We start from the raw sequence: 24,763 nt of genomic DNA on the forward strand, positions 1-24,763 counted from the left end.
ATTTTGTGATGATCGGGTGCCTTGGCTTGCCGGTTAACGCTTAACTCTTGGTGTTTTGGCACGTCGGTATCGTGTCGGTATTGCGACTGTTTTGCGGAGGTGCGTTTTTTTGTTAACTCATATGTTAACAAGGCCCGCGGCGGAAGCACTCAGCGGGCCTTGTTGTGGTGTCAGGCAAAGGCGCGTCTGGGCTCAAACCGCGCCGCGGTGTCGCGGGTTAACTCTTGACGTTTGAGCACCCTTCGGGCGGTTGGGCCATAGGTGACCGTGCTTTCGGAGGTCAGCAACTCGGGGAACAAGTGCGCAATCTCACGCTGCTCTTCCGATCCGAGCGCGCGCAAGGCCATAGGACCTGGGTAGAAGCTTTCTGACGGCGCCCCGTCGGCGATGATGACTTCGTGGCGCTCAAACATCAGGTGATAGTAGGTCACCTCCTGCACCCCCTTTGCGACACGGAAACCGGGCCCGCCATTGCGCGCCAAGTGAATGGCGCGGGCCAGTTGCGGTGCGTCGTGGCTTTGCGTTGTCACCATGCCGTGCTGTGGCGAGACCAGCATGTCCCGATCGTTGCCAAGCGCGCCAGCGCGGATGTGTACCGGGCGCAGTTTCGGGAAGGTCAGCAGATCGAATTGCGTCAGGTGTCGTTTGCCAATCCAGACGATCGGCTGTGGTCCGTGATCCAGCGTTTGCACCCTATCCCCCACGCGCAGACGCTCGATTGAGATTTCGCCGCTGGGCGTGGTGATCATTGCGCCGGTGGTGAAGCAGGGGATGCCCATCGCGTTGAGCATGGGTTTGTCGAGGATCTCGCGGTCGACCCCCATGAGTCTGACGCCTTCGCCATTGGGGAAGGTGAGAACCGCATTGCCGTAGCCGTCGTCGCTGACCACCACGTCGTTTACGGTGACCGGTTCTCCATCCGCGTTGTGCAGGTCCGAGACGTCAAATTGGTCGAACTCTTCACCGTCAATTTGGAAGTCGGCAATTTTGTCATAACCTCCGTCATCTTCGAGCACAAAGGTGTCGCTGTCGTCACCACCCGCGAGGTAGTCATTGCCGTCGCCTCCAACGAGCGTGTCCTGGCCCGCTTTGCCGATGAGGTTGTCGGCATCAGCGCCCCCCAGCAATAGGTCATTTCCGGTTTCGCCCATAAGGTTGTCGTTGCCCGCGCCGCCGGACAGGGTGTCATCGCCTGAACCGCCTTCGAGCGTGTCGTTGCCATCGCCGCCCGTGACGCTGTCATTGCCTGCGCCTGCGGCGACGGAATCGGCGCCGTCACCCGCGTTTATGTCGTCATCGCCCTGGGTGCCCAGGACAGTGTCGTCCCCACCTCCAGTGATCCAGGTTGCACCATCGCTGGCGGCCGAGCCGTCGATGAGATCGGCGTTTTCGGTAGTGTGGATTTCCTCGATGCTGGTGAACGTGCCAGTCACCCCGCCGGTTACAAAGCTGCCCGCCGCATCGCCGGTGTAGGTCACTGTGGCGCCAGTGTCATAGTCGCCGGCGTCGATGGAGAGGGTGTCATGCATGCCCCCCCCGTCTATGATCACCGTATTAGTGACATCATCGTCGTCATCTTGTTCGGCGTCATCACCTGGCATGACAGGGGCTTCGACTTCGTCATCATCATCCGGGGCATCATCTTCCGGCGGTGGGTCGTAAACATCAATCTCGCCAATTTCCGCGATGGCCGGTTTGATCTCGCCAAAGCCACCAAGGTCAATAACCGCGGCCTCAAATTCATCATCATCTTCTTCGCTATCCGCGTCCGCCGTGGCTTGGATATTGAACAGATCGTTGCCATCACCGCCGTGTAATTCGTCGTTGCCGGAGCCGCCGGTGATGGTGTCATCCCCGTCTCCGCCGTCAATGATGTCGTCGCCGGAGCCTCCATCGAGCTCGTCGTTGCCCCATTCGCCATTTAGTTCGTCGTTGCCCGCGCCGCCGTCGATACTGTCATCGCCGGTGCCCGCCCAGATTTCGTCATCTCCGCTGCCGCCGATGAAGGTGTCATTGCCCCCGACCAAGGAGGCCAACTCTCCATCGGTAGAGGCACTGGCGTCGATATGGTCGTCGTTTGAGGTGGTGTTGAGCATCTCCACGTTGGCAAAGGTGCCGGAAGCCTCGCCCAATGTGTAGGATCCGGCGTTGTCGCCTGAGTAGGTGACGTTCACGCCAGAATTGGTGTTTTCGGCGTCAAAATAGACTTCGTCCCACCACCCTTCGCCATCGACATTTGTGACATCGTCGGACTCGTCGATATGAAAGTTGTCGTTGCCGCTGCCGCCTTTCAGTTCATCATTGCCGCTGCCGCCGTAGAGGTTGTCGCTGCCATCGCCGCCGTCGATGGTGTCGTTGCCATCGCCGCCGTAGATGTAGCTGTCGCCGCTGCCGCCAATGATGGAGTCGTCCCCGCCAAAGCCTTCCAGCGTTTGGAAGGTGGTCACGTTGGAGGCGTCGATTGTGTCGCCGTTGCTGGTGCCGGCGATGTGTTCAATGCCGTCAAAGCTGCCGGAGCCATCGGCGCCTTGGAAATCATAGGTGCCGGATGTGTCGCCGGTGAAAGTGACGTCCACGCCGTTTGACGTGTCCGAACTGGAGAAGCCAACTAAGTCCCAGCCGCTGGCGTCATCACCGCCGTCAATCACGGCATTGTCCTGATTGTCGGTCACCCAGACCTGATCGGAACCTTCGCCGCCGGCAAAGGTGTCGTCGCCGCCAGCGCCGTACATGGTGTCGTCACCGCTGCCGCCGTCGATTTGGTCGTTGCCGCCGCCGCCGATGATGACGTCATTGCCTGCGCCGCCGTCGAGTGTGTTGTCACCATTGCCGGTGGTCCAAAGGCCAATCTGGTCGTTGCCCTCGCCGCCGGAGACGGTGTCATTACCATCGCCAAAGACAATGGTGTCGTCGCCACCACCAGCTTCAATGCTGTCGTTGCCGGTGGCGTTGTAGATGTCGTTGTCGGTGTCGTGGATCACGTCAGCGTCGCCGGTGCCGGTGATGGTGTCGTTGCCGCTGCTGCCGTCGAGATCTTCGGTGAAGCTGTCAATGTAGCCGAGGGTGTCACCCGGATCGAAGTTTTCATCATCGGGCACAAAATAGGCCTGCCCACCTTGTACATAGAAACTGCCGGATGTCGCGCCCAGCTCCGGGAAAGCCACAGAGCCGGTGCCAATGGGCATGTCATGTTGCGTGAAGACAGCGTTGCCACCCAGGCTGCTGTCGATTTGATCACTGGTGCCCAGCCCGTCAGCGCCCACGTCGAGACTAACCAAATACCCCGTTAAAGTTGTCATTCCACTCACTCCTTAGTGGCTTTGGTGGTAGGAGCCGGGTCTTAATGAGATACTAAAACTCGCGTTATGCGGGAAATTCATGAATGTGAAATTTGTGCCGGATTTGTTGGGAATTTTGTTTGAGTTCTGAGGGTTAGAGTTAAGTTTTGGTAAGTGTCGGCGGGCGGGCCTGCTAAGTGTTTCCGTCGGAGTGCGTTTTTATCGGAAATGAAACGCGCGACTTGATAAGGGTCAAGTTGCAAGTCGGCTAAGCAGACTACCAAGGCGCAAGAAATAGTTCTTGAGAGCGCCAAATGTTTTCCGATTCGCCCATCTGCGCATGCCTGATCCGGTCTTTGACCGGGCTGTTGGCTGTTGTCGCGTTGGTGGCGCAAATGATGACACCTGCGATGGCCCATGCCGCTGCTGGCGGCGATCTAGGTGGAGATTGGATCGAGATTTGTGCGGACGCTGGCCCGGTGATGGTGCGGTTGCGCGAAGATGGCACCGTTGAAAAACGCGCGCCGCAGTCTCCCGCACATGGTGCTTGCCCAAAATGTCTGACCTGCGTGACTTGTGCTGGTGTCTCCGGAATTGAGTCCGGCGTTGTTGCCCTAGATGCGGCGGATGGCTTTGCCATGCCCGTGGCGGTGTGCGAGGCGGATTCTGTTGTGTTTGTCAGCAAGGCGTGGGAGCGCCCGATGACCCGCGGGCCGCCGTGTGGACCCCAGTATAAAAATGAAATGGCCCGCGCGGGCCATGTGAAAACAGCAAACCCGACAGAAGGAGGTGCGCTGTGATCATGAAGCGCGCATTTTTGACCTGGGTGTCTGCAGTGATCTGTGCCTTTGGGCTCATGATGGCAGATGGAGCCAAAGCCGACAGCCTGGCGTCTTTCCTAACAGAACTTGACCCTGCCGAATTGGCAGACGGGGCTGACGCGTTTGGCCCGGTGCGCGAGGACGTGAAAGTCGCGCCTGTGCTCAAGGGCGGCGAGACCGTGGCTTGGGCATTTTTGACCTCTGATTTTGTGGGCACCACCGGGTATTCGGGCAAGCCGATCCATGTGGTTGCGGCGATTGACGATGATGCGGTGCTGACTGGCGTCAAGCTGGTGGCGCACAGCGAACCGATTGTTTTGATTGGCATCCCCAACAGCAAAATGGTGGCCTTGACCGAAGGCTACGCTGGGCTGGACCTCAAGGTGGAGGCCGAGACCGGTGGCGAAGGGCATGATCTGGACATCATCTCCGGCGCAACCGTGACAATTATGGTGATCGACGACAGCCTTGTGCGCGGCGGTATCAAAGTGGCGCGGGCCCTGGGGCTGGGTGGTTTATCGGTTCTGGAAACCGGACCAAAGCGTGAGCTCGATATGGCCAACGAGGCTGTTCAGGACTGGACCACTTTGGCGGGGGACGGCTCGGTGCGGCGCATGACGCTGGACGTTGGGCAGGTGAACCAAGCCTTTGCCGAAATGGATGACGAACGCGCGGCCAAACGTCCGGAAAAAGGTGAAACCGGTGACACCTTTATCGACATGCATATGGCGCTGGTGTCGGTGCCGTCGATTGGCCGTACGCTGCTTGGCGACAATGAGTATGAGAACCTTGTCGAGTGGCTTGATGAAGGTGAGCACGCCATTCTCGTGCTGGGGCGCGGCAAGTACAGCTTCAAAGGCTCCGGCTATGTGCGCGGTGGTATCTTTGACCGTATCCAGCTGATTCAAGGCGACAATTCGGTCCGCTTCTTTGACAAACAGCACCGCCGCCTGCGGGCGCTGGAGACCACCGACAGCCCAAGCTTTGTTGAGCTGGAGCTGTTCAAAATTCCGGCGGAAGCGGAGTTTGATCCGGCACAGCCGTTCCGTCTGCAGCTTCTGGTGCAGCGTTCGGTTGGGGCCCTGGACCGCGTGTTCCTGACCTGGGACCTTGGCTATCGTTTGCCAGACCAATACCTGTTGCCGCTGCCTGTGGCATCTGTGGTGGACAGCGCGGCGGATGAAGCGGCCGCAAAGGCGGCGCTGTGGCAGCGTATCTGGAAAGACAAAACCACCGAGATAGCCATCCTTGGCGTGATGCTTCTGGTGCTGACCGCTGTGTTCTTCTTCCAGTTCCAGGCGACATGGAAAGCCCGCCGGTTCTACTGGTTCCGCATCGGATATCTGACCTTCACCCTGTTCTTTGTGGGCTGGTACGCCAATGCGCAGCTGTCGGTGGTGAATATCATGGCGCTGGTGAACTCGATGCGCTCCGGTTTCACCTGGGATGCCTTCCTAATGGATCCGCTGGTGTTCATCCAATGGTTTGCCATTGCTGCGGCGCTGCTGTTCTGGGGGCGTGGGGCTTACTGTGGCTGGCTGTGCCCGTTTGGTGCGCTGCAAGAACTGACCAACCAGATTGCGCGTTATTTCAAGGTGCCGCAATGGACCCTGCCGTGGGGGCTGCATGAGCGCCTGTGGCCGATCAAATACATGATCTTCCTTGGACTGTTTGGCGTGTCGCTGGCGTCTTTGGAAACTGCGGAGCAACTGGCCGAAGTCGAGCCGTTCAAAACCGCGATCATTCTGAAATTTGTACGTGACTGGCCGTTTGTTGTGTTTGCCGGATCGCTGCTGGTAGCGGGGCTGTTCATTGAACGCTTTTACTGCCGCTACCTGTGCCCACTGGGTGGGGCGCTCGCGATCCCCGCGCGCATGCGCATGTTTGATTGGCTGCGTCGCTACAAAGAGTGCGGTAGCCCGTGCCAAACCTGTTCCAACGAATGTCCGGTGCAGGCCATCCACCCAACTGGGGAAATCAACCCCAACGAATGCGTGAACTGCCTGCATTGTCAGGTGCTCTATCAGAGCGAAACCAAATGCCCTGTCGTTATTCGCCAGCTCAAAAGGCGCGCCAAGACAGGCAAGGCTGATGTCCAGATTCCGAAGAAATCGGCGCCAGCCAATCATCCAAATGCAAAGACTGCATAGACCTTTAAGGAGGGAACAATGTCTGAAGACCTGAAAAATATGAAAGTCAGCCGTCGCGGTGTCATGGGGGCAGCAGCCACCGGTGCCGTACTCGCTGGTACTGGCGTTGGTTCACTTGTGGGTGGCGCAAGCCCTGCCGCTGCTGCCGGCAAAGCCTCCATGGCGCCAGGTGAGTTGGACGAATACTACGGCTTCTGGTCCTCCGGCCAAAGTGGTGAGCTGCGCGTTCTTGGCGTGCCATCCATGCGCGAGCTGATGCGTGTGCCAGTGTTCAACCGCTGCTCTGCAACCGGCTGGGGCCAGACCAATGAATCGCTGAAGGTTCTGACCGAAGGCCTGACCGACAAAACCAAAGAGTTCCTCGCCGCCAACGGCAAGGTGACTTACGACAACGGTGACCTTCACCACCCACACATGTCCTTCACCGACGGCACCTATGACGGTCGCTATCTGTTCATGAATGACAAAGCCAACACCCGTGTGGCGCGTGTGCGTTGTGACGTGATGAAGTGCGACAAGATCATTGAGATCCCGAACGCGCACGACATCCACGGCCTGCGTCCACAGAAATACCCGCGCACTGGCTACGTGTTTGCAAACGGTGAGCACGAAGCGCCGCTGGTGAACGACGGTAAAATCCTGAACGAGCCTGAGAAGTACGTAAACATCTTCTCCGCGATTGACGGCGACACCATGGAAGTGGCGTGGCAGGTGATTGTGTCCGGTAACCTCGACAACACCGACTGTGACTACCAAGGTAAGTACGCCTACTCGACCTCTTATAACTCCGAAATGGGCATGACCCTGGCGGAGATGACCGAGAGCGAACTGGACCACGTTGTTGTCTTCAACATCGCGGAAATTGAGAAAGCGATCGAGACCGGTGACTATCAGGAATTAAACGGTGTAAAAGTTGTGGATGGCCGTAAGGGCTCCAACAAGAACTACACCCGTTACGTGCCAATTCCAAACTCGCCACACGGCATCAACACCGCACCAGACGGCAAGCACGTCTGTATCGCTGGTAAATTGTCCCCAACCGTGTCCGTGATGGATGTGACTAAGCTGGACGACGTGTTCTACAAAGACGCCGATCCACGTTCCGCAATTGTGGCAGAACCACAGTTGGGTCTTGGCCCGCTTCACACTGCCTATGACGGTCAGGGCAACTGCTTCACCACTCTGTTCCTCGACTCCCAAGTGGTGAAATGGAACCTCGAAGCGGCTGTGAAACAGTACGCCGGTGAAGATGTGGATCCGATCCTTGAGAAAGTGGACGTGCACTATCAGCCGGGCCACAACTCGACCTCCATGGGTGAAACCAAAGAGGCCGATGGCAAATGGCTGATCTCGATGAACAAGTTCTCCAAAGACCGTTTCCTGAACACCGGTCCTTTGAAACCTGAGAACGAGCAATTGATCGACATCACAGGCAGCGAGATGAAAGTGGTGCATGATGGGCCAACTTTTGCCGAACCGCATGACAGCATCATCGTACGCCGTGACATCGTGAACCCGAAAAACGCCTATGACCGTAACGACCCGATTTGGGAAGATACCCGCAAGCAAGCGGAAGCGGATGGCGTGGACCTGGACGACTGGCAGGACCAGATCATCCGCGACGGCAACAAGGTTCGCGTTTATATGTCAAGCCAGGCGCCAAACTTTGCCATCGAGGACTTCACCGTCACCGAAGGCGATGAGGTCACTGTGATTGTCACCAACCTGGATGACATTGACGATCTGACCCACGGCTTCTGCATGGCGAACTTCGGTGTGGCGATGGAAGTTGGTCCTCAGGCGACCGCTTCTGTGACCTTCACCGCCGCCCGTGCCGGTGTACACTGGTTCTACTGCCAGTGGTTCTGCCACGCGCTGCACATGGAGATGCGCGGCCGGATGTTTGTTGAACCAAAAGGTGCGTAAGTCATGATGAAATGGTCCCTTTCTGCTGTGTTTGCTCTGTTGGCCTCCGCGTCTTTGGCGGCTGACTGGGACGTGCCGCTGCGGGATGGGGCCATTTCCGAGACACTGGCGCAGGCGGAGGACGGTGACGTGCTTCGCCTCGCTGCTGGCACCTACAATGAGACGGTGGTGCTGGAGAAATCCGTGACGCTGGACGGGCAGGGCCATGCCACAATTGATGGGCAGGGCAACGGGTCTGTGATCACGGTGACTGGCGACGATGTGGTGGTGCGCGGGCTGACAGTGGTTGGCTCCGGGGACCGGCATGAAGAAATCGACAGCGGGATACAGCTGAAGAAGACTGCTTATGCACCGCAAATTTTGGACAATGTGCTGCTGGGCAACCTCTACGGGATCGACATTCATGGCGCCAAAGACGCGCTGGTGGCGGGCAACCGTATCGAGGGACGGCAAGACCGGTTGATGAACCGGCGCGGCAACGGGATTTATGTGTGGAACGCGCCCGGGGCGGTGGTTGAGAAAAACGACGTGAAATGGGGGCGCGACGGGATTTTTGTGAACTCCTCCAAGCGCAACATTTTCCGGGACAACCTGTTCCGCGAGCTTCGTTTTGCGGTGCACTACATGTACGCCGACCGCTCTGAAGTGACCGGCAATGTCAGCATTGGCAATGATCTGGGCTATGCGGTGATGTTCACCACACATGTGAAGGTCAAAGACAATGTGTCGATCAATGACCGTGAGCATGGCGTGATGTTGAACTACGCCAACCGCAGCGAGATCACCGGGAATTATGTGAAGGGCGCGAAGGAGAAATGCACCTTCCTGTATAACTCCAACAAGAACGACTTCTCCGACAACTGGTTTGAGGGCTGTGGCATTGGCATCCACTTTACCGCGGGCTCACAGGACAACCGGATTGTAGGAAATGCCTTTGTGGGCAATCGCACGCAGGTGAAATTTGTCTCTACCAAGTGGCACGAATGGTCCGAGGAGGGCCGTGGCAACTACTGGAGCGACAATGCGGCCTTTGACGTAAACGGCGATGGATTTGCGGACAGCCCCTATCGACCAAACGACTCGATGGACCATGTGCTCTGGAGCCAGCCGGCGGCAAAAATGCTGCTCGGATCGCCAGCGGTGCAGATGGTGCGGTGGTCGCAATCGGCCTTTCCGGCATTGTTACCGGGGGGCGTGATTGACAGCCACCCTTTGATGAAACCCATTCGGCCAGCGGCGGCCGAGAAGGTGGACCAAGATGGATAAGATCCTAGACATACAAGGCCTCGTAAAAGATCGGGGCAAAACGCGCGTGTTGCATGGGGTGGACCTGACGGTTTCCTCTGGTGAACGGGTGGCGCTGCTCGGCCACAATGGTGCGGGCAAGTCCACACTGATCAAAACGGTGTTGGGCCTGACCAAACTGGGCAGTGGCAGTGTGAAAATCGCGGGCCACAAGCCTGGCAGCGGTGCGGCGCGGGCCGATACGGCGTTTCTGCCGGAGGCCGTTAGCTTTCACCCCGCTTTGACAGGGCGGGAACAACTGACCCTGTTTGCACGGCTTGCGGGGCAGAAGGCGGATATTGCCGGATTGCTGGAGCGTGTGGGGTTGGCGGATGCGCTGGACCGGCGCATTGGCACCTATTCCAAAGGCATGCGGCAACGGCTTGGTTTGGCGCAAGTGTTACTGGGCAAGCCCAAGCTGGCTTTGCTTGATGAGCCAACCAGCGGTTTGGACCCGATTTCGCGCCAAGACCTCTATGCCATCATTGATGAGCTGGCGGCGGGCGGCTGTGCCGTGCTGATCGCCAGCCACGCGCTAACCGAGGTGGAAGCACGCACGGATCGGATTGCGATCATGCGCAAAGGGCATCTGGTGGCGGATGACACGTTGGCAGGTTTGTCGGCCAAAGCGGGATTGCGCACCAAACTGCGGGTGCGGGCGACCTCCGACGCCGAAGCGCTGGTTCAAGTCACTGGCGGACGCCGAATGAATGGTGCGTCCGTGGAGATCGAGATTGATGCGGCAGGCAAGATGGAGATGCTCCAAAAAATCGCGGCCATGGGAGGCGCGGTTGCGGATGTGGACATCACACCGCCACGTCTTGAGGATCTCTATCGTCATTACGCCAAAGAGGAGTTGCACTGATGCGGTTTCTGGCAATTGCACAGGCGGAGATGCGCATTCTGGCGCGCAACCGCTGGTTATTCATGGCAACCCTGATCATGGTGCTGTTTGCGCTGGCGTTGACCTTCGCAGGCAGCGCCCCCACCGGCACCTTGGGCGTGGATATGCTGACGGTCTCGGTGACCTCAATGACCACCTTGTCTGTCTATCTCGCCCCTCTATTGGCGTTGATGATGTCGTTTGATGCCGTAGCGGGTGATGCAGAGCGGGGGTCCCTGGGCTTGCTGCTCAGCTATCCGGCAGGGCGCGGCGAAATTCTGCTTGGGAAATTTACGGCACACCTTGCGGCGCTGACCATCGCCATGACCATTGGCTTTGGCACAGCGGGAGCCATCGCCGCCTATATGGGTGGCGCGGGGCAGGACAGCGTTCTGGCGCTCTTGCGGTTGATTGGCACTTCGGTGTTGCTGGGCGGTGTGTTCCTGACGTTGGGCTATATGGTGTCTTCCTTGGCGAAATCCGCAACCGCGGCGGCGGGTATGGCCGCTGGGCTGTGGCTGATCTTTGTGGTGCTCTACGATCTGGGGTTGCTGGGCGCGGTGGTGATGGACAGTGGTGGTTGGTTCACCGAAACACTCTTCCCCTGGCTGATGGTGGCCAATCCGGCGGATGCTTTCCGCCTGTGGAACATTGCCAGCTCTGAAAGCGTGGCGTTGGCCAGTGGCATGGTGGGCGCGGCCTCGGCCTTGCCAAGTTGGGCGGCTCCTTTGTCGTTGGCGATCTGGCCGCTCTTGGGCTTTGCCTTCGCCCGGCTGGCGTTCCGGAGGGTGGAACCATGAGACTTGCGCTTGCCGCTGTGGCCCTGCTGGCGCTGGCCGCCTGCAAAGAAGAGGCTGCTGTAGCGCCACCCGACCCGGTGCCTTTGACTGAGGAGGCGTTGAGCTTCTTTTGTCAGATGAATGTGGCGGAGCATGGCGGCCCCAAAGGCCAGATCCATCTGGAGGGCTATCCCGCGCCGCTGTTCTTTGCGCAAACCCGCGACATGGTGGCCTATCTGAAAAGCCCGGAACGGGACGCCAAAATCATCGGTGTCTACGTGAGCGACATGGGCGTGGCGCCAAACTGGGAGCAGCCGGGAATCGAAAACTGGGTGCTCGCAGAGGGCGCACATTTTGTGGTTGGGGCCAAAGTGGCCGGTGGAATGGGCGCTCAGGAGGTGGTTCCGTTCAAAGAAGTGCAAGATGCGGCAAATTTTGCGGCCCAATGGGGTGGGCAAATTATGTCATTGGATGCTATTCCCACCGAAGCAGTCCTTGGACCGATAGATTTAGATCAGACGTTGGAGACCCCGTCATGACCCGTTTGAACCGCCGCCGTTTTCTGACCATTGCCGCCGCCAGCGCCGCTGTGCCTGCGGGTATGGCTATGGCCGCAACCGAAACCGCCACTTGGTCCGGCATCGCGCTGGGCGCACCGGCGCAGATGAAGATTGCAGGTATGAGCGCCTCTGAGGCGGCGCCAATCTTTGCGGCAGTGGAAGCTGAGCTGTCCCGTCTGGAAGGCATCTTCTCCCTGTACCGTGACAGCGCGCTGACCACGCTGAACCGTGACGGTATTCTGAGCGCACCAGCGCCGGAATTGCTGGAAGTGCTGAGCCTGAGCGACAGCATCAACAAAGCCAGCGGTGGCGCGTTTGACCCATCCGTCCAGCCGCTGTGGTTGGCCAAAGGTGGCAAAGGTGATGTCTCCAACGCGCAAGGCCTCGTGGGCTGGCAGAACGTCCAGTTCGACACCGCAGCGGTGAAGTTTGACACAGACGGCATGGCGTTGACTCTGAACGGTATCGCGCAGGGCTACGTGACCGACCGCGTTGTAGCGCTGATGAAAGACGCAGGCCTGACCAATGTGCTGATGGACATGGGCGAAGTGGCCGCGCTGGGCAGTAAAGCGGATGGCTCTGGCTGGAAAGCCGGTGTGGCCACCCCGGAAGGCGACATTGTCGCGCGCGTGACCTTGACCGACCGTGCGCTGGCAACCTCCGCGCCATCGGCCACCGTGCTGTCCGGCACCGAAGGTCACATCTTCCTGCCAAATGGCGCCGCAAGCGTTCAGGCGCTGGCCTCTGTGTCCGCTCCTAAGGCGGCTGTGGCGGACGCGCTGTCCACCGCGCTGTGTCTGATGGACAAGGCCGCTGGCCGCGCGATGGTGGATCAGTTTGCCGGTGCGCGCATCGAAGCGCTGGCCTAAACCACAGGGCATTAGGCCCCAAAAATTGAGCCTCTCGCACCGATGTGCGAGAGGTTTTTTTGTGCCTGCTTAAGTGGTCAGATCTGGCGGAGTTATCGCTATGGGCGTGATTGGACTGGTTTTGTTTTTTGGGCCGTTTAACCATATTTCATGGATCCAATATCTGAAAGCCATGGTTAAGTCACTTGATGGAAAGGGTAAAATTTACCAATTCACCAATTGGAATGCGGAGTCTTCTGGGATGTAAGCGTTCTGTTAATGATAATTTTTCTAGATTGGTATCGGAATTCTATACCAGGAACGAAGGTACTATTAACGATGACTACTACTTTGACTGCCGCCGTGACGCACTTTGGATTGGATGGCAAAGACGGGGACACGCTCGCGCGGGCCGGCGTCAAAGTGACCAAATGGTTGGACGAAGTTCTGGACCATTTTTATGACTATGCATCAGCGCAGGAAGAGGCAGCGGGCTTTTTTACGTCAGAGGAAATGCTGACGCACGCTCGCAGGCAGCAGAAAAAACACTGGGCAAAATTGCTGACTGGGCAGTTTGATGACGAGTTCGCGGCGGCGGCAAAGACCATTGGGGAGGTGCATTTCCGCATTGAGTTGCCGTTTGAGCTCTATTTGGCGGGCTACTCCCGGGCGACCTCTTTCATTCAGACGTTGCTGATCGAACGCAGTGGCAAGTTCCTTGGTCCGGTTGGCAAGGCGCAGCTGGCCCAGCAGCTTTCGGCGCTGAACCGGGCGTTCACGCTGGATATGAACCAGGTGATTGATGCCTATTTTAATGCGCAGCAGGCGGAGCAGGCGCGGGCGTTCAAATATCTCCAGGATGGGATGCAGCGCATGGCGCATAAAGATCTGTCTCAGGAGATCCCCGGGCCGGACAGCAGCGATTTCCCTGCGCGGTATGATGAGATGCGCAAGGGCTTCAACCAGTTGCAAAATGACATGGGCGCGGTGATGCACACCATTCGAAACGCCACGGATGATCTTGATTTGACCGCCGCAGAAGTCAACTCCGGTGCGGACGATCTGGCGCGGCGCACGGAAACACAGGCGGCGACGCTGGAGCAGACGGCGCACTCTGTGGAGGAAATCACCAAGAGTGTGCAGTCCTCATCCAACGCCACACGGAAAACCGATGACATGATGTCCCAAACCCATCAGAAGGCGCAAACCGGGCAAGATGTGATGCGGGAAACTGAGGCCAAGATGCGCGAGATTGCCGAATCCTCGGCGCAGATTTCCCAGATCACCGATGTGATTGATGAGATTGCCTTCCAGACCAACCTTTTGGCGCTCAATGCCGGGGTTGAAGCCGCGCGGGCAGGGGACGCGGGGCGTGGTTTTGCGGTTGTCGCCTCAGAAGTGCGCGGGTTGGCGCAGCGGGCTGCGGACTCGGCGGCGGAAATCAGTGAGTTGATAAAAGCCTCCTCCGATCTGGTGGAGAATGGCGTGGAAATGGTGGATCAGGCCGGACGGGTGCTGGGCGATATCGTGAAAAAGGTGGAGTCGGTTGCCGGGTTGACGTCACAGGTGGCGCATTCCTCTAAGGAGCAGTCTGACGGGTTGAGCCAAATCTCCAGCAGCCTGTCGCAACTTGACAATGTGACCCAGCAAAACGCTGCCATGGTGGAGCAAACCGCCGCGGCCGTGGGTTCGATGCAGCGGGATACGACCTCCATGGCACATCTGGTGGGGGAATTTGCCTTGGCAGAAGCCTCAGACGAGGCGGCCCGTGCAGGTGGCGCGGGGCAGGAAGACGCTGACCGGGTTGCCGCCTAACCCAGCGAGAGGCATGGATGTTTGAGGGTCGGGGCGCTGTGCGGTCCGGCCTTTTTCATTTTGGCTGCGACTTTTTCTCACTTTGTTGATCCGGCTTGGTTTTGGTCAAGTGCGCCTAAGGTTTCCCGACTTACCTTAGCCGGGAGCAGGTAATTTATCAGGTGACTCATGTCCGCGCTTTATCGTGTCTTCTCAGAAGGTTTTCGAGTTTTTTTCGTCGCCGCCGGCGTGTTTGGCGCCGGGGCTGGGTTGCTTTGGACCTTGTCCTTGGCGGCAGGGGGGGCAGGGCTGGACGCGCTAGAGATGGCGCCAAGCCAGTGGCACGCCCATGAGATGATATTCGGCTACGGTGCGGCAGCGATTGGCGGGTTTTTCCTCACTGCGGTGCCCAATTGGACCGGCGCAAAAGGCGCGCGGATCGGGTTTATTGCCGGTGTCTTTGGCCTGTGGCTGATCGGGCGTATTGCTCTGTGGCCACTGGGTGTGGTGCCCCCAGTGACCGCGATGGTGGCAGATTTGGTGTTTGTGCCTGTTTTGGCGTGGAAAATCCTGAGCCAACTGCTGAAGCGGCCCAAACCGCAGAACATGATACTGTTGTCGATGTTGGTGGCGCTCTGGGTGAGCAACCTGTTGGTGCATCTGGAATGGACTGGTCTGACCGATGACACCGCGCGTCAGGGGATCAACGGAGGGCTGCTGACCTTGGTTGGCTTGATTGGCGTGTTGGGCGGTCGGGTCACCCCGGCATTCACCCGCAACGCCATGAAGCGGGTGGAGGTGCCGGAGGCGGATTGGCCCAAAACGCCAGACATCCTCAACAAAGCGTCAATTGTGACCTCGCTTGTGCTGCCCTGGGCGGCGATGAGCGGCAGTTATGTGTTGCTGGCCTGTGTCGCTTTGGTGGCCGGGGCGGCGCAATTGTTGCGCTTGAGCGGGTGGAAAAGCCTGTGGACCACAAGCCAGCCCATTTTGTGGTCACTGCACATCAGCATGGGGTTTCTGGCGCTTGGCCTAATCCTTTGGGGGCTGTCTGGATTTGGCATTGGGCAGGAACTGGCAGCCATTCACGTGCTGGGCATCGGCTGTGTTGGGGGCATGACGCTGGCGGTGATGAGCCGCGCCGCTCTGGGGCACACCGGGCGGGCGCTGATTGCGCCAAAGCCAGTGGTGTGGGCTTACGGCGCCATGGCCGCTGCTGCGTTGATGCGTTGGGTCGGGCAGAGCGCCTTGATCGCGGTGTATGATTTCACGCTGATGCTGGCCGGGGGGCTTTGGGTGGCGGCGATGGTGCTGTTCCTGATCGCGATTTTCCCAATGTCTGTGGCCCCCCGCGTGGACAGGAAAGGCGCTTAGGCCTTTTTGCTATCGTCCACGATGGTCATTTTTGCCAAGCCACTTTCGCCCAGGGGAATGGTGGCAAACGGCCCACCAATGGTCATCTGTGCCAGATCGGATGGGTCGGCTGGCGGCGCGTCCGCAAGGATGGCCTCGGCAAACTGCTCCGCGTTGTCTTTTGGTTTGTAGCCGATGTGGCCAGCGCCGGTGTTGTGCACCGGGGCGCGGTCGTTGTTGGAAATGCCATAGACAATTGAAAAGCCAACGGTTTGCGCGGTGATCGCGGCGGTGACCATGCGGATCAGATCCTCATAGCTGAGCCATGTGGAGAGCGAACGCGGGGCCACAACCTGTGCGCAGGAGAAAATCCGCATGTGCACGCTTTCCACGCCGCGTTTGTCCCAATACATACGGCCGAGATCTTCGGCAAAGCACTTGGCAAGGCCATAGAACGTGTCCGGGCGGTGCGGTGCGTCGATGCCGATATTGTCGGCGATCTTGTGCATGCCCACGGCGTGTACGGAGCTGGCATAGACCACCCGTTTCACACCATTGCGGTGGGCGGCTTCCCATACGTTATGTGCACCAATGATGTTGGGGCCAAGGATCTCTTCAAACGGGGCCTCGTCGCCAATGGCGCCAAAATGCACCACCATGTCCGCGTCTTTCAACACCTCGATCATGGCATCCAGATCGGCCAGATCGGCCTGCACGTAGCGTTCTCCCGGATAGAGCGTGCCAACGTCCTCAGCGATGTCGGTGGAGACCAGTTCATCTGCCAGTGTGGTCAGTGGCTCGCGCAGGTAAGAGCCAAGGCGGCCAGCGGCGCCGGTGAGGACAAGTTTCTTCATGGTCAGGGGGCTTTCATGTCTTCAAGCAGGGTATCTGCGGCTTTGGCCAGAAGACCGGCATCCGAGCCACAGGCAACAAAAGTGAAACCCGCGCCCAACAGGCGGCGGGCAAAGGCCACGTCACGCACTAGGGTGCCAACGGGAGTTTTCTTGGAAATCAGCCGCATGGCGGCGGGCAGGATTTTGGCCCAAACTTCGTCGTGCATGGCGTTGCCGAGGTAGCCCATGTCTGCGGCGATGTCGGCGGGTCCAAAGAACACACCATCGACGCCCTCGGTGGTGGCAATGGCTTCGACGTTTTCCAGTGCTTGCAGGGACTCGACTTGCACCAGCACGGCGGTCTGTTCGTCCACGGTTGCGGTGTAGTCTTTGTGGCGGCCAAAGCTTGTGGCGCGCGTGGTGCCGCCATAGCCGCGGATGCCTTTCGGCGGGTAGCGCGTGGCGGCGACCGCGGCGGCGGCTTCCTCAGCGTTTTGTACCATCGGGAACAGCAGCCCCGGCGCGCCCATGTCCATCAGCCGTTTGATCTTCACTGGGTCGGTCCAATCCGGGCGCACAATGGCGGTGCTGTCATAGCCTTTGATGACCTGCAATTGTGCCTGCACATCAGGTAGCTCACCCGCGCCGTGTTCCATGTCCAAAAGCAGCCAGTCATACCCTGCACCTGCGACGACTTCTGTGGTCAGCGGGTCGCCAAGAGAGACCCAGAGGCCAATTTGCTGCTTGCCATCACGGATTGCGGATAGGAACGGGTTTGTTTGCACCATCAGATTACGGCTTTCTCAACTATTGGGTCATTGTTGAGGACACGTTCAAACGTAAAAGGCGTCATGTCTAGGGTGCGGAATTCCCCGTAGGTTAAAAGTTCGGCCACGGCGCGGCCCATGGCGGGGCTTTGTTGCAGCCCGTGACCGGAGAATCCGTTTTGGAAGATGAAGTTGGTGATGTCCGGGTGGGCACCCAAAATCGCGTTTTGATCCAGGGTGTTATAGGCATAGTGTCCGGCCCACTCCGCCCCGACTTTGATGGCTTCAAACTGCGGAATGCGGGTGGCGATAATGGGCCAGACGTGATCCTGCCAGCGGTTGTGATCCATGTGGAAATCATCAAACGCCACGGCTGGGTCCGGATCGGGGGCGGCGCCTGCGAGGTAGGTGGCGGGGCCATCTTGGCGGACGTGCACACCGGAGGGGTCAATCGTCAGCGGCAGGTCCATTGGCAGAGGCTGTTCCGCGGAGAAAATCCAGGTGAAGCGCTTGCGGGGTTCCACGGGCATGTGGATGCCTGCCATTTCTGAGGTGCGCGCAGCGCGCGGACCAGAGGCGTTCACCACCTGACCGCAGTTTACCACATCGCCGGAGGCCAAGGTGACCGAGGTGACCTTGCCGCCGTCTCGCGCCATGGCGACCACTTCGCCTTGCACATATTCCACACCGCGTTCGCGGGCGGAGCGGCGGAACCAGTCAAACACCACGCCGCCGTCCCAATAACCTTCGTCTTTGGTGTTGATCGAACCCAGCAGGATGTCGTCCACATTGTAGAACGGATAGCGGGCAGCGATTTCGGCGGCGGTCAGCAGTTCGGTTTCGGCCCCGGCAGCAAGTTGCACCTTTTGGTTGTCGCGCAGGGTTTGGGCAAAGTCCTCGTTGTCCGCCAAATAGAGGTAGCCGTAGTTCTGAATATCCAACTCCGGCACGCGGTCATCTCCGCCCATATGCTTGCGCAGGTTTTTTACAAAATCGGCGGCGAACTGAGAGATCTGGACGTTCAGCTGATTGGAAAACTGCTGTCGCATACAGGAGTTGGTGTGGGCGGTGGAGCTGAACTCGTAAGTCGGGTCTTTCTCAACCACCAGAACCGAGCCGCTAAAATCCGGATTGTCGGACAAAAACCACGCGGTGGAGGATCCCATAATCGCCCCGCCGATGATTACCACGTCGTAAGATGTTTTGGTTGGCTTGGTGGCCATTGCGCCTGCTGCCATTAGACAATCTCCCCCCGTTTGGCCCGCGAAAGGGCCTCGGCAATGTCATCTGCCGATATGTTGTAATGCTCTGCGGCGTGCTCCGGAGTTATGTAGCCAAGCGCAACATCGCGTTTGACGCGCGCCGGATCACGGCGGTTTGGGGTACCGTAGCCTGCGCCGCCGGGGAAGCCCATTTGCACCACTGTGCCGTGGGGTATAAATTGTTTGCCTTTGCCGCGCACGGCGGTGCCGTCAGACCGGGCCAGACGGGTTGCGCCACCGGCACCGCCGTCGCGACGGCCTTGCGCCGGGTGGTCGACACGGTCCAGCATCAGGGAGATATCAAACTCGTGGCCCTCACGTGCGCCGACATCCATGTATTGTCCCAAACCGCCTCGAAATTCACCTGCGCCGCCGCTGTCTGGGCGCAGCTCCTTGCGCCAGATCAGCACGGGGCCAACCTGTTCGGTGGCCTCCACCGGCATGGTCATCACGCCCGACGGGAAGGCGGTGGCGTTCATGCCGTCCAAGGTGGGGCGTGCGCCGGATCCACCGGAGTTAAAGGTCAGCACCTCGGCGCGCACCGCATCTTCTGGCGCGTTGCCATCCATGCGCGGACGTATCGAGACCTGGAAGTTGCAAAGGCAGCCCGCGCCCTCAGCAGGCACCGTGTTGGGCAACAGCTTGTCGAGCGCGTTGTAGACCGTGTCTGGCACCATGTGACCAATTACGTGGCGCAGGGCGACGGGGGCTGGGAACTTGGCGTTCACAATGCTGTTGTCCGGCGCGGTGATTTCAAAGGGGGCCAGCGAGGCGGCGTTGTTGGGGATCTCTGGCGCGATGGCGCATTTGAGCGCGTAGCAGGCATAGGCCTTGGTGTAGACCAGCGGCACGTTGATGCCTTTTTTGTCCAAACCGGATGTGTCAGCCCAATCGCTCAGGATACGGTCTTTCTCGATGGTTAGGGTGACATGCAGGTCGATGGGTGTGTCGTATCCGTCGATGCGCAAATGGCCGCTCGCGCTGCCCGGTGTGAGCGCGTTGATGCGCGCCAAAGTGGCTTCGCGGGAATTGGTCAGGATGAAGTCGGAGATGCCTGTGAGATCGGCGAGACCAAACTCTTCGACCATGTCGATCAGGCGCCGGTGGCCAATCTCGTTGCAGTTTGCCAGCGCGTAAATGTCCCCGACCAACTGATCGGGTTCCCGCACGTTGCCCCGGATCAGCGCCAGCAGGGTTTGGTCTACTGTGCAGCGGTCGGCAAATTTCATGATCGGAAGATACAGACCTTCCTCGTGTACGTCATTGGCATCCGCGCCAAAACCGCGCCCGCCGATGTCGGTGACATGGGCCGTGCAAGCAAAGAAACCGATCAGCGTCCCCTTGTGGAACGAGGGCGTGACCACGGTGATGTCATGTTTGTGGCCGGTGCCTTCCCAAGGATCGTTGGTCAGGTAAACGTCACCCTCAAACATGTTGTCGCGCCCGATGCGGCGGATGAAATGGCCCACAGCGTCTGCCATGGCGTTCACATGCCCCGGCGTGCCGGTCACCGCCTGGGCGAGCATCTCTCCAGCTTCGTTGTAAACCCCGGCGGAGAGGTCACCCGCCTCGCGTACGGAAGTGGAAAAGGCCGTGCGAACAAGCGCTTGAGCCTGCTCTTCGACCACGGAGACCATGCGGTTCCACATGACCTGATAGGCAACTTTGCTGTGCTCGGTCATTGGGTGGTCTCCTTTGTGCGCACGTCCAGCGTTCCGTCGGTGTGGGTCAGTACCTCGCGGCTGGCGGGCACAACCACGGTGGTCTCGTCTTCGGTCACGACGGCGGGGCCTTGGGCGACATGGCCGGTTGGCAGGTCGGTGCGGGCGATCACGGCGGCGTCCACGGTTTTGGCCAAGGCCGGGTCAAACAGCGGGCGTGTTGTGGTCGGAGCGAGGGATGTCAGCGTGCCTGTATTTGCAATGGGCGAGGTGGCCTCCTGTGCTGTATAGGCATTCACGCTCCAGACGGTGATTTCGACTTCCATGCCCTCAACTGCGCGCCCAAAGAGCGCTTTGTAGTCGGTTTCAAACAGGCGCAGGAAGGTGGCCGCATCGGGGTTTGCGGCTTGCTCTGCGGTGAGCGCGATTGGGATTTCCCAACCTTGTCCGGCATAGCGCATGTAGATTTTGTGGTCGCGCAGGATATTTGCGTTCTCATCACAGGAGCGCACAAAACGGGTGGCCTCATCTGACATGTCGTCAAACAGGGCTTTGACTTTGGTTGGGTCAAAGTCGCTCAGTCGCATGAAGACGGAGCGGTTGGCCTCAAAGCTAAACGGTGCACGCAGGAAGCCGATGGCAGAGCCAACGCCCGCGCCTTGGGGGACAAGACAGCGGGAGACACCGAGCTTTTCGCACAGCCTTGCCGCATGCAGCGGGGCCGCGCCGCCAAAGGCAATCATGGTGTACTCAGACAGGTCCTCGCCGTTTTCCACCGCATGTACGCGGGCGGCGTTGGCCATGTTTTCATCCACCACTTCGGCAAGGCCAAAGGCGGCCTCGGTGGCGTCCATGTCGAGCGTGTTGCCAATCACAGCGTCCAGCGCTTTGGCCGAATTGTCAGGATGCAGGGGGATGGAGCCGCCTGCGAAATTGTTGGGGTCAAGCTTGCCCAGGATCAGGTCAGCGTCGGTCACGGCGGGGGTGTCACCGCCACGGCCGTAACAGGCCGGGCCGGGTTCGGACCCGGCGCTTTCTGGGCCAACACGGATTTGGTTCATCGCGTCCACGTGGGCGAGCGAGCCGCCGCCAGCGCCAATTTCCACCATGTCGATCACCGGGATCGAGATCGGCATGCCGGAGCCTTTTTTGAAGCGATAGGTGCGGGCGACCTCAAACACACGTGCGGTTTTCGGGGCCTGATCTTTGATCAGGCAGATTTTGGCGGTGGTGCCGCCCATGTCAAAGCTGAGTACTTTGCTGAGGCCGTGTTTGGCGGCAATGTCGGCGGCAAAAATGGCACCACCCGCCGGACCGCTTTCGACTAGGCGCACCGGGAAATCGGCGGCGCTTTCGAGCGACATGATCCCGCCGCCGGAGTGCATCAGAAACACCGGGCAAGCCGCGCCTTCGGCAGCCAGCCGGTCTTTCAGGCGGCCAAGGTAGGACTTCATCAACGGCTTGATGTAGGCGTTGGCGATGGTGGTGTTGAACCGCTCATATTCACGCATCTGCGGAGAGACCTCGCAGGAGAGCGAGACCATTACATCAGGCAATTTTTCTGCGAGCACCTCGGCAATCAGACGTTCATGCGCGTCGTTCACGTAGGAGTGCAGCAGGCCCACAGCGATGCTTTCATAGTTGGCTTCGGCCAGCTCGTCCGCGAGTGTCTCAATGTCGGCGCGGTCCAGTGGGATCAGCGCTGCGCCGGTGGCGTCCATGCGTTCGCGCAGCACATAGCGGCGGTTGCGCGGCAACAGCGGCTCAGGAAGTGTGAGGTTCAGGTCATACTGTTCAAACCGGCTTTCGGTGCGCATTTCGATCACATCGCGGAAGCCTTCGGTGGTGATCAGCGCGGTTTTGGCGCCGCGCCGCTCGATCAGCGCGTTTGTGGCCAACGTGGTGCCGTGAATGATCTGGTCGATGGATGCGGGCGTCACACCGGCTTTGGCGCAGACCTGATGCATGCCGTCGACAATCGCGTTTTCCGGCGCGGCGTAGGTGGTCAACACTTTGGTGGAAAAGCGCTTTTGGTCGATTTCCAGCACGACATCGGTGAAGGTTCCGCCGATGTCGACGCCCAAACGGGTCCTGTGTGATGGCATCTGAACGCGCCTCCTTCTGTCTTCTGCAGGAAGGTAGAGCGCACAGGTCATGAAATCCAATTATTAAATTTCATGAATTGAATTGAGAAAATTTATCTTGCGGCGTGGGCCTGCGCCACTTGCTGCGCCAAATCCGCTGCAGCCTCCACAAAACTGGGGCAAGTGTCAGCGTCATAGCGGGCATAGAAGTGCAGCGCGTCGGGCACCCAGAGGTAGCGCAAAGTGTCCAATGTGCCGTTGGCAAGGTCTTCACGCACCATGGCTTCGGGCAGGCAGGCAACCCCCAAACCGTCGCGGGTCATTTGGTGGCAGGCCGCCAGATTGGACGAGGAGACATGGCGTACCGAGACGTCAGAAAAGGCACCAAAGTGATCCTGCATCTGGTTGTAAGGAATGGTGCCGCGGGCGTGGGTCAAAACCGGATGCTGCGCCAAATCGTGCAAGCTGAGCACCTTGTCAGACAGGCCAAGTTTGGGGCTGCCGACCCACAACATTGGCAGTTGCCCAAGGTCTGCGTTGCCACTGATCTGCCGCTCAAACGGGGCGCTTTGCAAGGCCAGGTCAATCCGGCGCTCCGTCAGGGCGCGGGACAGGTTCACCGACAAATCCACGGTCAGGTCCATGTCGATGTTGGGGAAACGCTCCTTGAGTGCGGTGAAAAACTCGCCCAGCCAAGTGTGCACGATCATCTCGGTCACGCCAATGCGGAGTGTGCCGTCAAACAGGCTGTCATCGGCCGCCGTGAGCAGGAACCGGTCCATCGACAGAAGCACGTTACGCGCCTCCAGTAGGAGTTTTTCGCCCATGGGGGTCAGCCGCACAGAGCCCGCGTCCCGTGTCATCAGTGAATGGCCAATTTGCCCTTCCAAGCCCGCGATGCGGGTGGAGATGTTGGGCTGCGTGGTGTTCAGCCGGTCCGCTGCACGGCGGAAGCTTTGCAAGTCGGCAACCGCCACAAAGGCTTGAAGCTGTTTCAGGCTGATCTGGGCCATGGGCGCTCGCGGGTTAAGAAAGTCGCGGCACAGTAGGGCAGGTTGTGCGGCTTGGAAAGATGGGCTTGTCGGCGCTGCTACGGCGTTGGCTTGCTCCGCCTGTAAAACTGTGCATGTTAGCGGAAACATCTCCTTTGGTGCAGCTCTTGATACGCATGTGGTCGGGTGCCAAAGGGCGGGAGAACATGTGCATTTTGGGGGAGTATGAGTATGGACATCAATCCAGATAGTTTTCTGCGGGCGTTGTTTGCCAAAGCGGTGGCCGTGGCGGATCCAATGGCGGCTTTGCCGGACGCCCTGGGTGAAAAACCAGCGGGCCGGTTGATTGTGGTTGGCGCGGGCAAGGCCAGTGCGCGCATGGCAGAGGCCTTGGAGAGTGCCTGGGGGGCGTGCGAAGGACTGGTCATCACGCGCTACGGCTACGAGCGGCCTTGTGCGGGCATCACCATCAAGTCGGCGGCGCACCCGGTGCCGGATGCGGCGGGCGAGGCGGCGACACTCCAAATGTTGGAGCTGATGCGCGGTCTAACTGCCGACGACACCGTTGTGTGTTTGATTTCCGGCGGGGCGTCCTCACTGCTGACCGCGCCAGTGCCGGGCGTGACGTTGGACGAGTTGCAGCAGGTGAACGCGGATTTGTTGGCGTCTGGTGCGCCAATTTCGGCGATGAACGCGCTGCGCAAACATTTGTGTCAGGCCAAAGGCGGGCAGCTTGCAGCGGCAGCCTATCCGGCCAAAGTGGTGAGCTACCTGATCTCAGACGTGCCGGGTGATGATCCGGGCATGATTGGCTCTGGTCCCACCGTGGCAGAGCCGGAAAGCCTGGACAGCGCTTTGGCAGCCTTGGCCCCGTTTGGCGTGACCTTGCCGGAGCATGTTGAGGCGGCGGCACGGGCCCATGCGGGTGTGGTGATGCCGGGTGACGAACGGCTGTCGACCACAGAAAACATCCTATTTGCCTCGCCGTTGCAATCGTTACAGGCGGCACAGGAGGTTGCAGAGGCTACTGGGCTGCGGGTGGAAATCCTTGGCGATGCGCTGGAGGGCGAGGCGCGGGACGTGGCACAAGCGCAGGCTGACTTGGCAAAAGCAAAAGTGGGGCGTGGACCTCGGGTGCTTCTGTCTGGCGGAGAGCTGACCGTGACACGGCGTGGCGATGGCGTTGGCGGGCCAAACGCCGAGTTTGCGCTGGCTTTGGCGCTGGCGCTGGGCGGCGCAGACGGCATCCATGCGATTGCCTGTGACACGGATGGTGTCGACGGCGCGGCCGAGGTGGCCGGTGCGGTGATTGGGCCGAACACGCTGGCGACAGCTCAGGCGCGGGGTGTGGACGCTGCTCTGGCTTTGGCAGAAAACGATGCGCATTCGTTCTTTGAGAAGATCGATGCGCAGGTGGTGCCGGGGCCAACGCTCACAAATGTGAATGACTTCCGCGCCATTCTGATCACCAAGTAATTGCACCTTGCG

The 24,763-nt window shown here is 59.4% G+C and carries 18 protein-coding genes; 11 read left to right on the plus strand and 7 right to left on the minus strand.

Annotated elements, in window-relative coordinates; genetic code table 11:
* Positions 1-170 precede the first annotated feature (170 nt).
* On the minus strand, positions 171-3,299 hold the full coding sequence (locus JXR15_RS13805) for a Hint domain-containing protein (protein WP_422053795.1): 3,129 nt from the start codon (positions 3,297-3,299) through the stop codon (positions 171-173).
* A 293-nt stretch (positions 3,300-3,592) separates the two neighbouring features.
* On the opposite strand from JXR15_RS13805, the gene JXR15_RS13810 reads away from it, so the two are divergent.
* The 10 genes from JXR15_RS13810 to JXR15_RS13855 all read left to right on the plus strand — a co-directional run bounded on the left by JXR15_RS13810 (position 3,593) and on the right by JXR15_RS13855 (position 15,697).
* Positions 3,593-4,078 (plus strand): DUF2946 family protein, encoded by a 486-nt coding sequence (locus tag JXR15_RS13810; RefSeq protein ID WP_422053796.1) that lies wholly within the window; start codon positions 3,593-3,595, stop codon positions 4,076-4,078.
* A 2-nt stretch (positions 4,079-4,080) separates the two neighbouring features.
* Complete coding sequence (locus tag JXR15_RS13815) at positions 4,081-6,249, plus strand: 4Fe-4S binding protein (protein ID WP_422053797.1); 2,169 nt, start codon at positions 4,081-4,083, stop codon at positions 6,247-6,249.
* Between the two features lie 18 nt (positions 6,250-6,267).
* Positions 6,268-8,175 carry a TAT-dependent nitrous-oxide reductase gene (gene nosZ, locus JXR15_RS13820; protein WP_422053798.1) on the plus strand — a complete coding sequence of 636 codons (1,908 nt, stop codon included), beginning with the start codon at positions 6,268-6,270 and terminating at the stop codon, positions 8,173-8,175.
* Between the two features lie 3 nt (positions 8,176-8,178).
* Entirely contained in the window at positions 8,179-9,441 is a 1,263-nt protein-coding gene (locus JXR15_RS13825) for a nitrous oxide reductase family maturation protein NosD (RefSeq protein WP_422053799.1), read from the plus strand.
* Positions 9,434-10,324 (plus strand): ABC transporter ATP-binding protein, encoded by an 891-nt coding sequence (locus JXR15_RS13830; protein WP_422053800.1) that lies wholly within the window; start codon positions 9,434-9,436, stop codon positions 10,322-10,324. Before JXR15_RS13825 ends, JXR15_RS13830 begins: the two co-directional genes overlap by 8 nt.
* Positions 10,321-11,142, plus strand: coding sequence for an ABC transporter permease (locus JXR15_RS13835; RefSeq protein ID WP_422053962.1), 822 nt, complete (start codon positions 10,321-10,323; stop codon positions 11,140-11,142). The genes JXR15_RS13830 and JXR15_RS13835 overlap by 4 nt, the downstream gene beginning before the upstream one ends.
* Entirely contained in the window at positions 11,139-11,660 is a 522-nt protein-coding gene (locus JXR15_RS13840; RefSeq protein WP_422053801.1) for a nitrous oxide reductase accessory protein NosL, read from the plus strand. The genes JXR15_RS13835 and JXR15_RS13840 overlap by 4 nt, the downstream gene beginning before the upstream one ends.
* Positions 11,657-12,550 (plus strand): FAD:protein FMN transferase, encoded by an 894-nt coding sequence (locus JXR15_RS13845; RefSeq protein WP_422053802.1) that lies wholly within the window; start codon positions 11,657-11,659, stop codon positions 12,548-12,550. Before JXR15_RS13840 ends, JXR15_RS13845 begins: the two co-directional genes overlap by 4 nt.
* Positions 12,551-12,868: 318 nt before the next feature.
* Positions 12,869-14,344: a methyl-accepting chemotaxis protein gene (locus JXR15_RS13850; protein WP_422053803.1), complete on the plus strand. Its 1,476-nt coding sequence runs from the start codon at positions 12,869-12,871 to the stop codon at positions 14,342-14,344.
* A gap of 168 nt (positions 14,345-14,512) precedes the next feature.
* A complete protein-coding gene (locus JXR15_RS13855) occupies positions 14,513-15,697 on the plus strand; it encodes an NnrS family protein (protein WP_422053804.1) in 1,185 nt (394 codons plus the stop codon).
* Here the strand turns inward: JXR15_RS13855 and JXR15_RS13860 are convergent.
* The 6 genes from JXR15_RS13860 to JXR15_RS13885 form a co-directional block, all read right to left on the minus strand.
* A complete protein-coding gene (locus JXR15_RS13860) occupies positions 15,694-16,530 on the minus strand; it encodes an NAD-dependent epimerase/dehydratase family protein (RefSeq protein ID WP_422053805.1) in 837 nt (278 codons plus the stop codon). The two genes, JXR15_RS13855 and JXR15_RS13860, sit on opposite strands and share 4 nt — an antisense overlap.
* Positions 16,531-16,532: 2 nt before the next feature.
* A complete protein-coding gene (locus tag JXR15_RS13865) occupies positions 16,533-17,297 on the minus strand; it encodes an HpcH/HpaI aldolase family protein (protein ID WP_422053806.1) in 765 nt (254 codons plus the stop codon).
* A complete protein-coding gene (locus JXR15_RS13870) occupies positions 17,297-18,514 on the minus strand; it encodes an NAD(P)/FAD-dependent oxidoreductase (protein ID WP_422053807.1) in 1,218 nt (405 codons plus the stop codon). Before JXR15_RS13870 ends, JXR15_RS13865 begins: the two co-directional genes overlap by 1 nt.
* Positions 18,514-20,220: a hydantoinase B/oxoprolinase family protein gene (locus JXR15_RS13875; protein WP_422053808.1), complete on the minus strand. Its 1,707-nt coding sequence runs from the start codon at positions 20,218-20,220 to the stop codon at positions 18,514-18,516. The genes JXR15_RS13870 and JXR15_RS13875 overlap by 1 nt, the downstream gene beginning before the upstream one ends.
* Entirely contained in the window at positions 20,217-22,304 is a 2,088-nt protein-coding gene (locus tag JXR15_RS13880) for a hydantoinase/oxoprolinase family protein (protein ID WP_422053809.1), read from the minus strand. The genes JXR15_RS13875 and JXR15_RS13880 overlap by 4 nt, the downstream gene beginning before the upstream one ends.
* Before the next feature lie 92 nt (positions 22,305-22,396).
* Positions 22,397-23,296, minus strand: a complete 900-nt coding sequence (locus tag JXR15_RS13885; RefSeq protein ID WP_422053810.1) for a LysR family transcriptional regulator — start codon at positions 23,294-23,296, stop codon at positions 22,397-22,399.
* Positions 23,297-23,506: 210 nt separating this feature from the next.
* On the opposite strand from JXR15_RS13885, the gene JXR15_RS13890 reads away from it, so the two are divergent.
* Positions 23,507-24,751 carry a glycerate kinase type-2 family protein gene (locus JXR15_RS13890; protein ID WP_422053811.1) on the plus strand — a complete coding sequence of 415 codons (1,245 nt, stop codon included), beginning with the start codon at positions 23,507-23,509 and terminating at the stop codon, positions 24,749-24,751.
* Positions 24,752-24,763: the final 12 nt, after the last annotated feature.

It is taken from the genome of Shimia sp. (genome assembly GCF_049116215.1).
Lineage (GTDB): Bacteria > Pseudomonadota > Alphaproteobacteria > Rhodobacterales > Rhodobacteraceae > Shimia.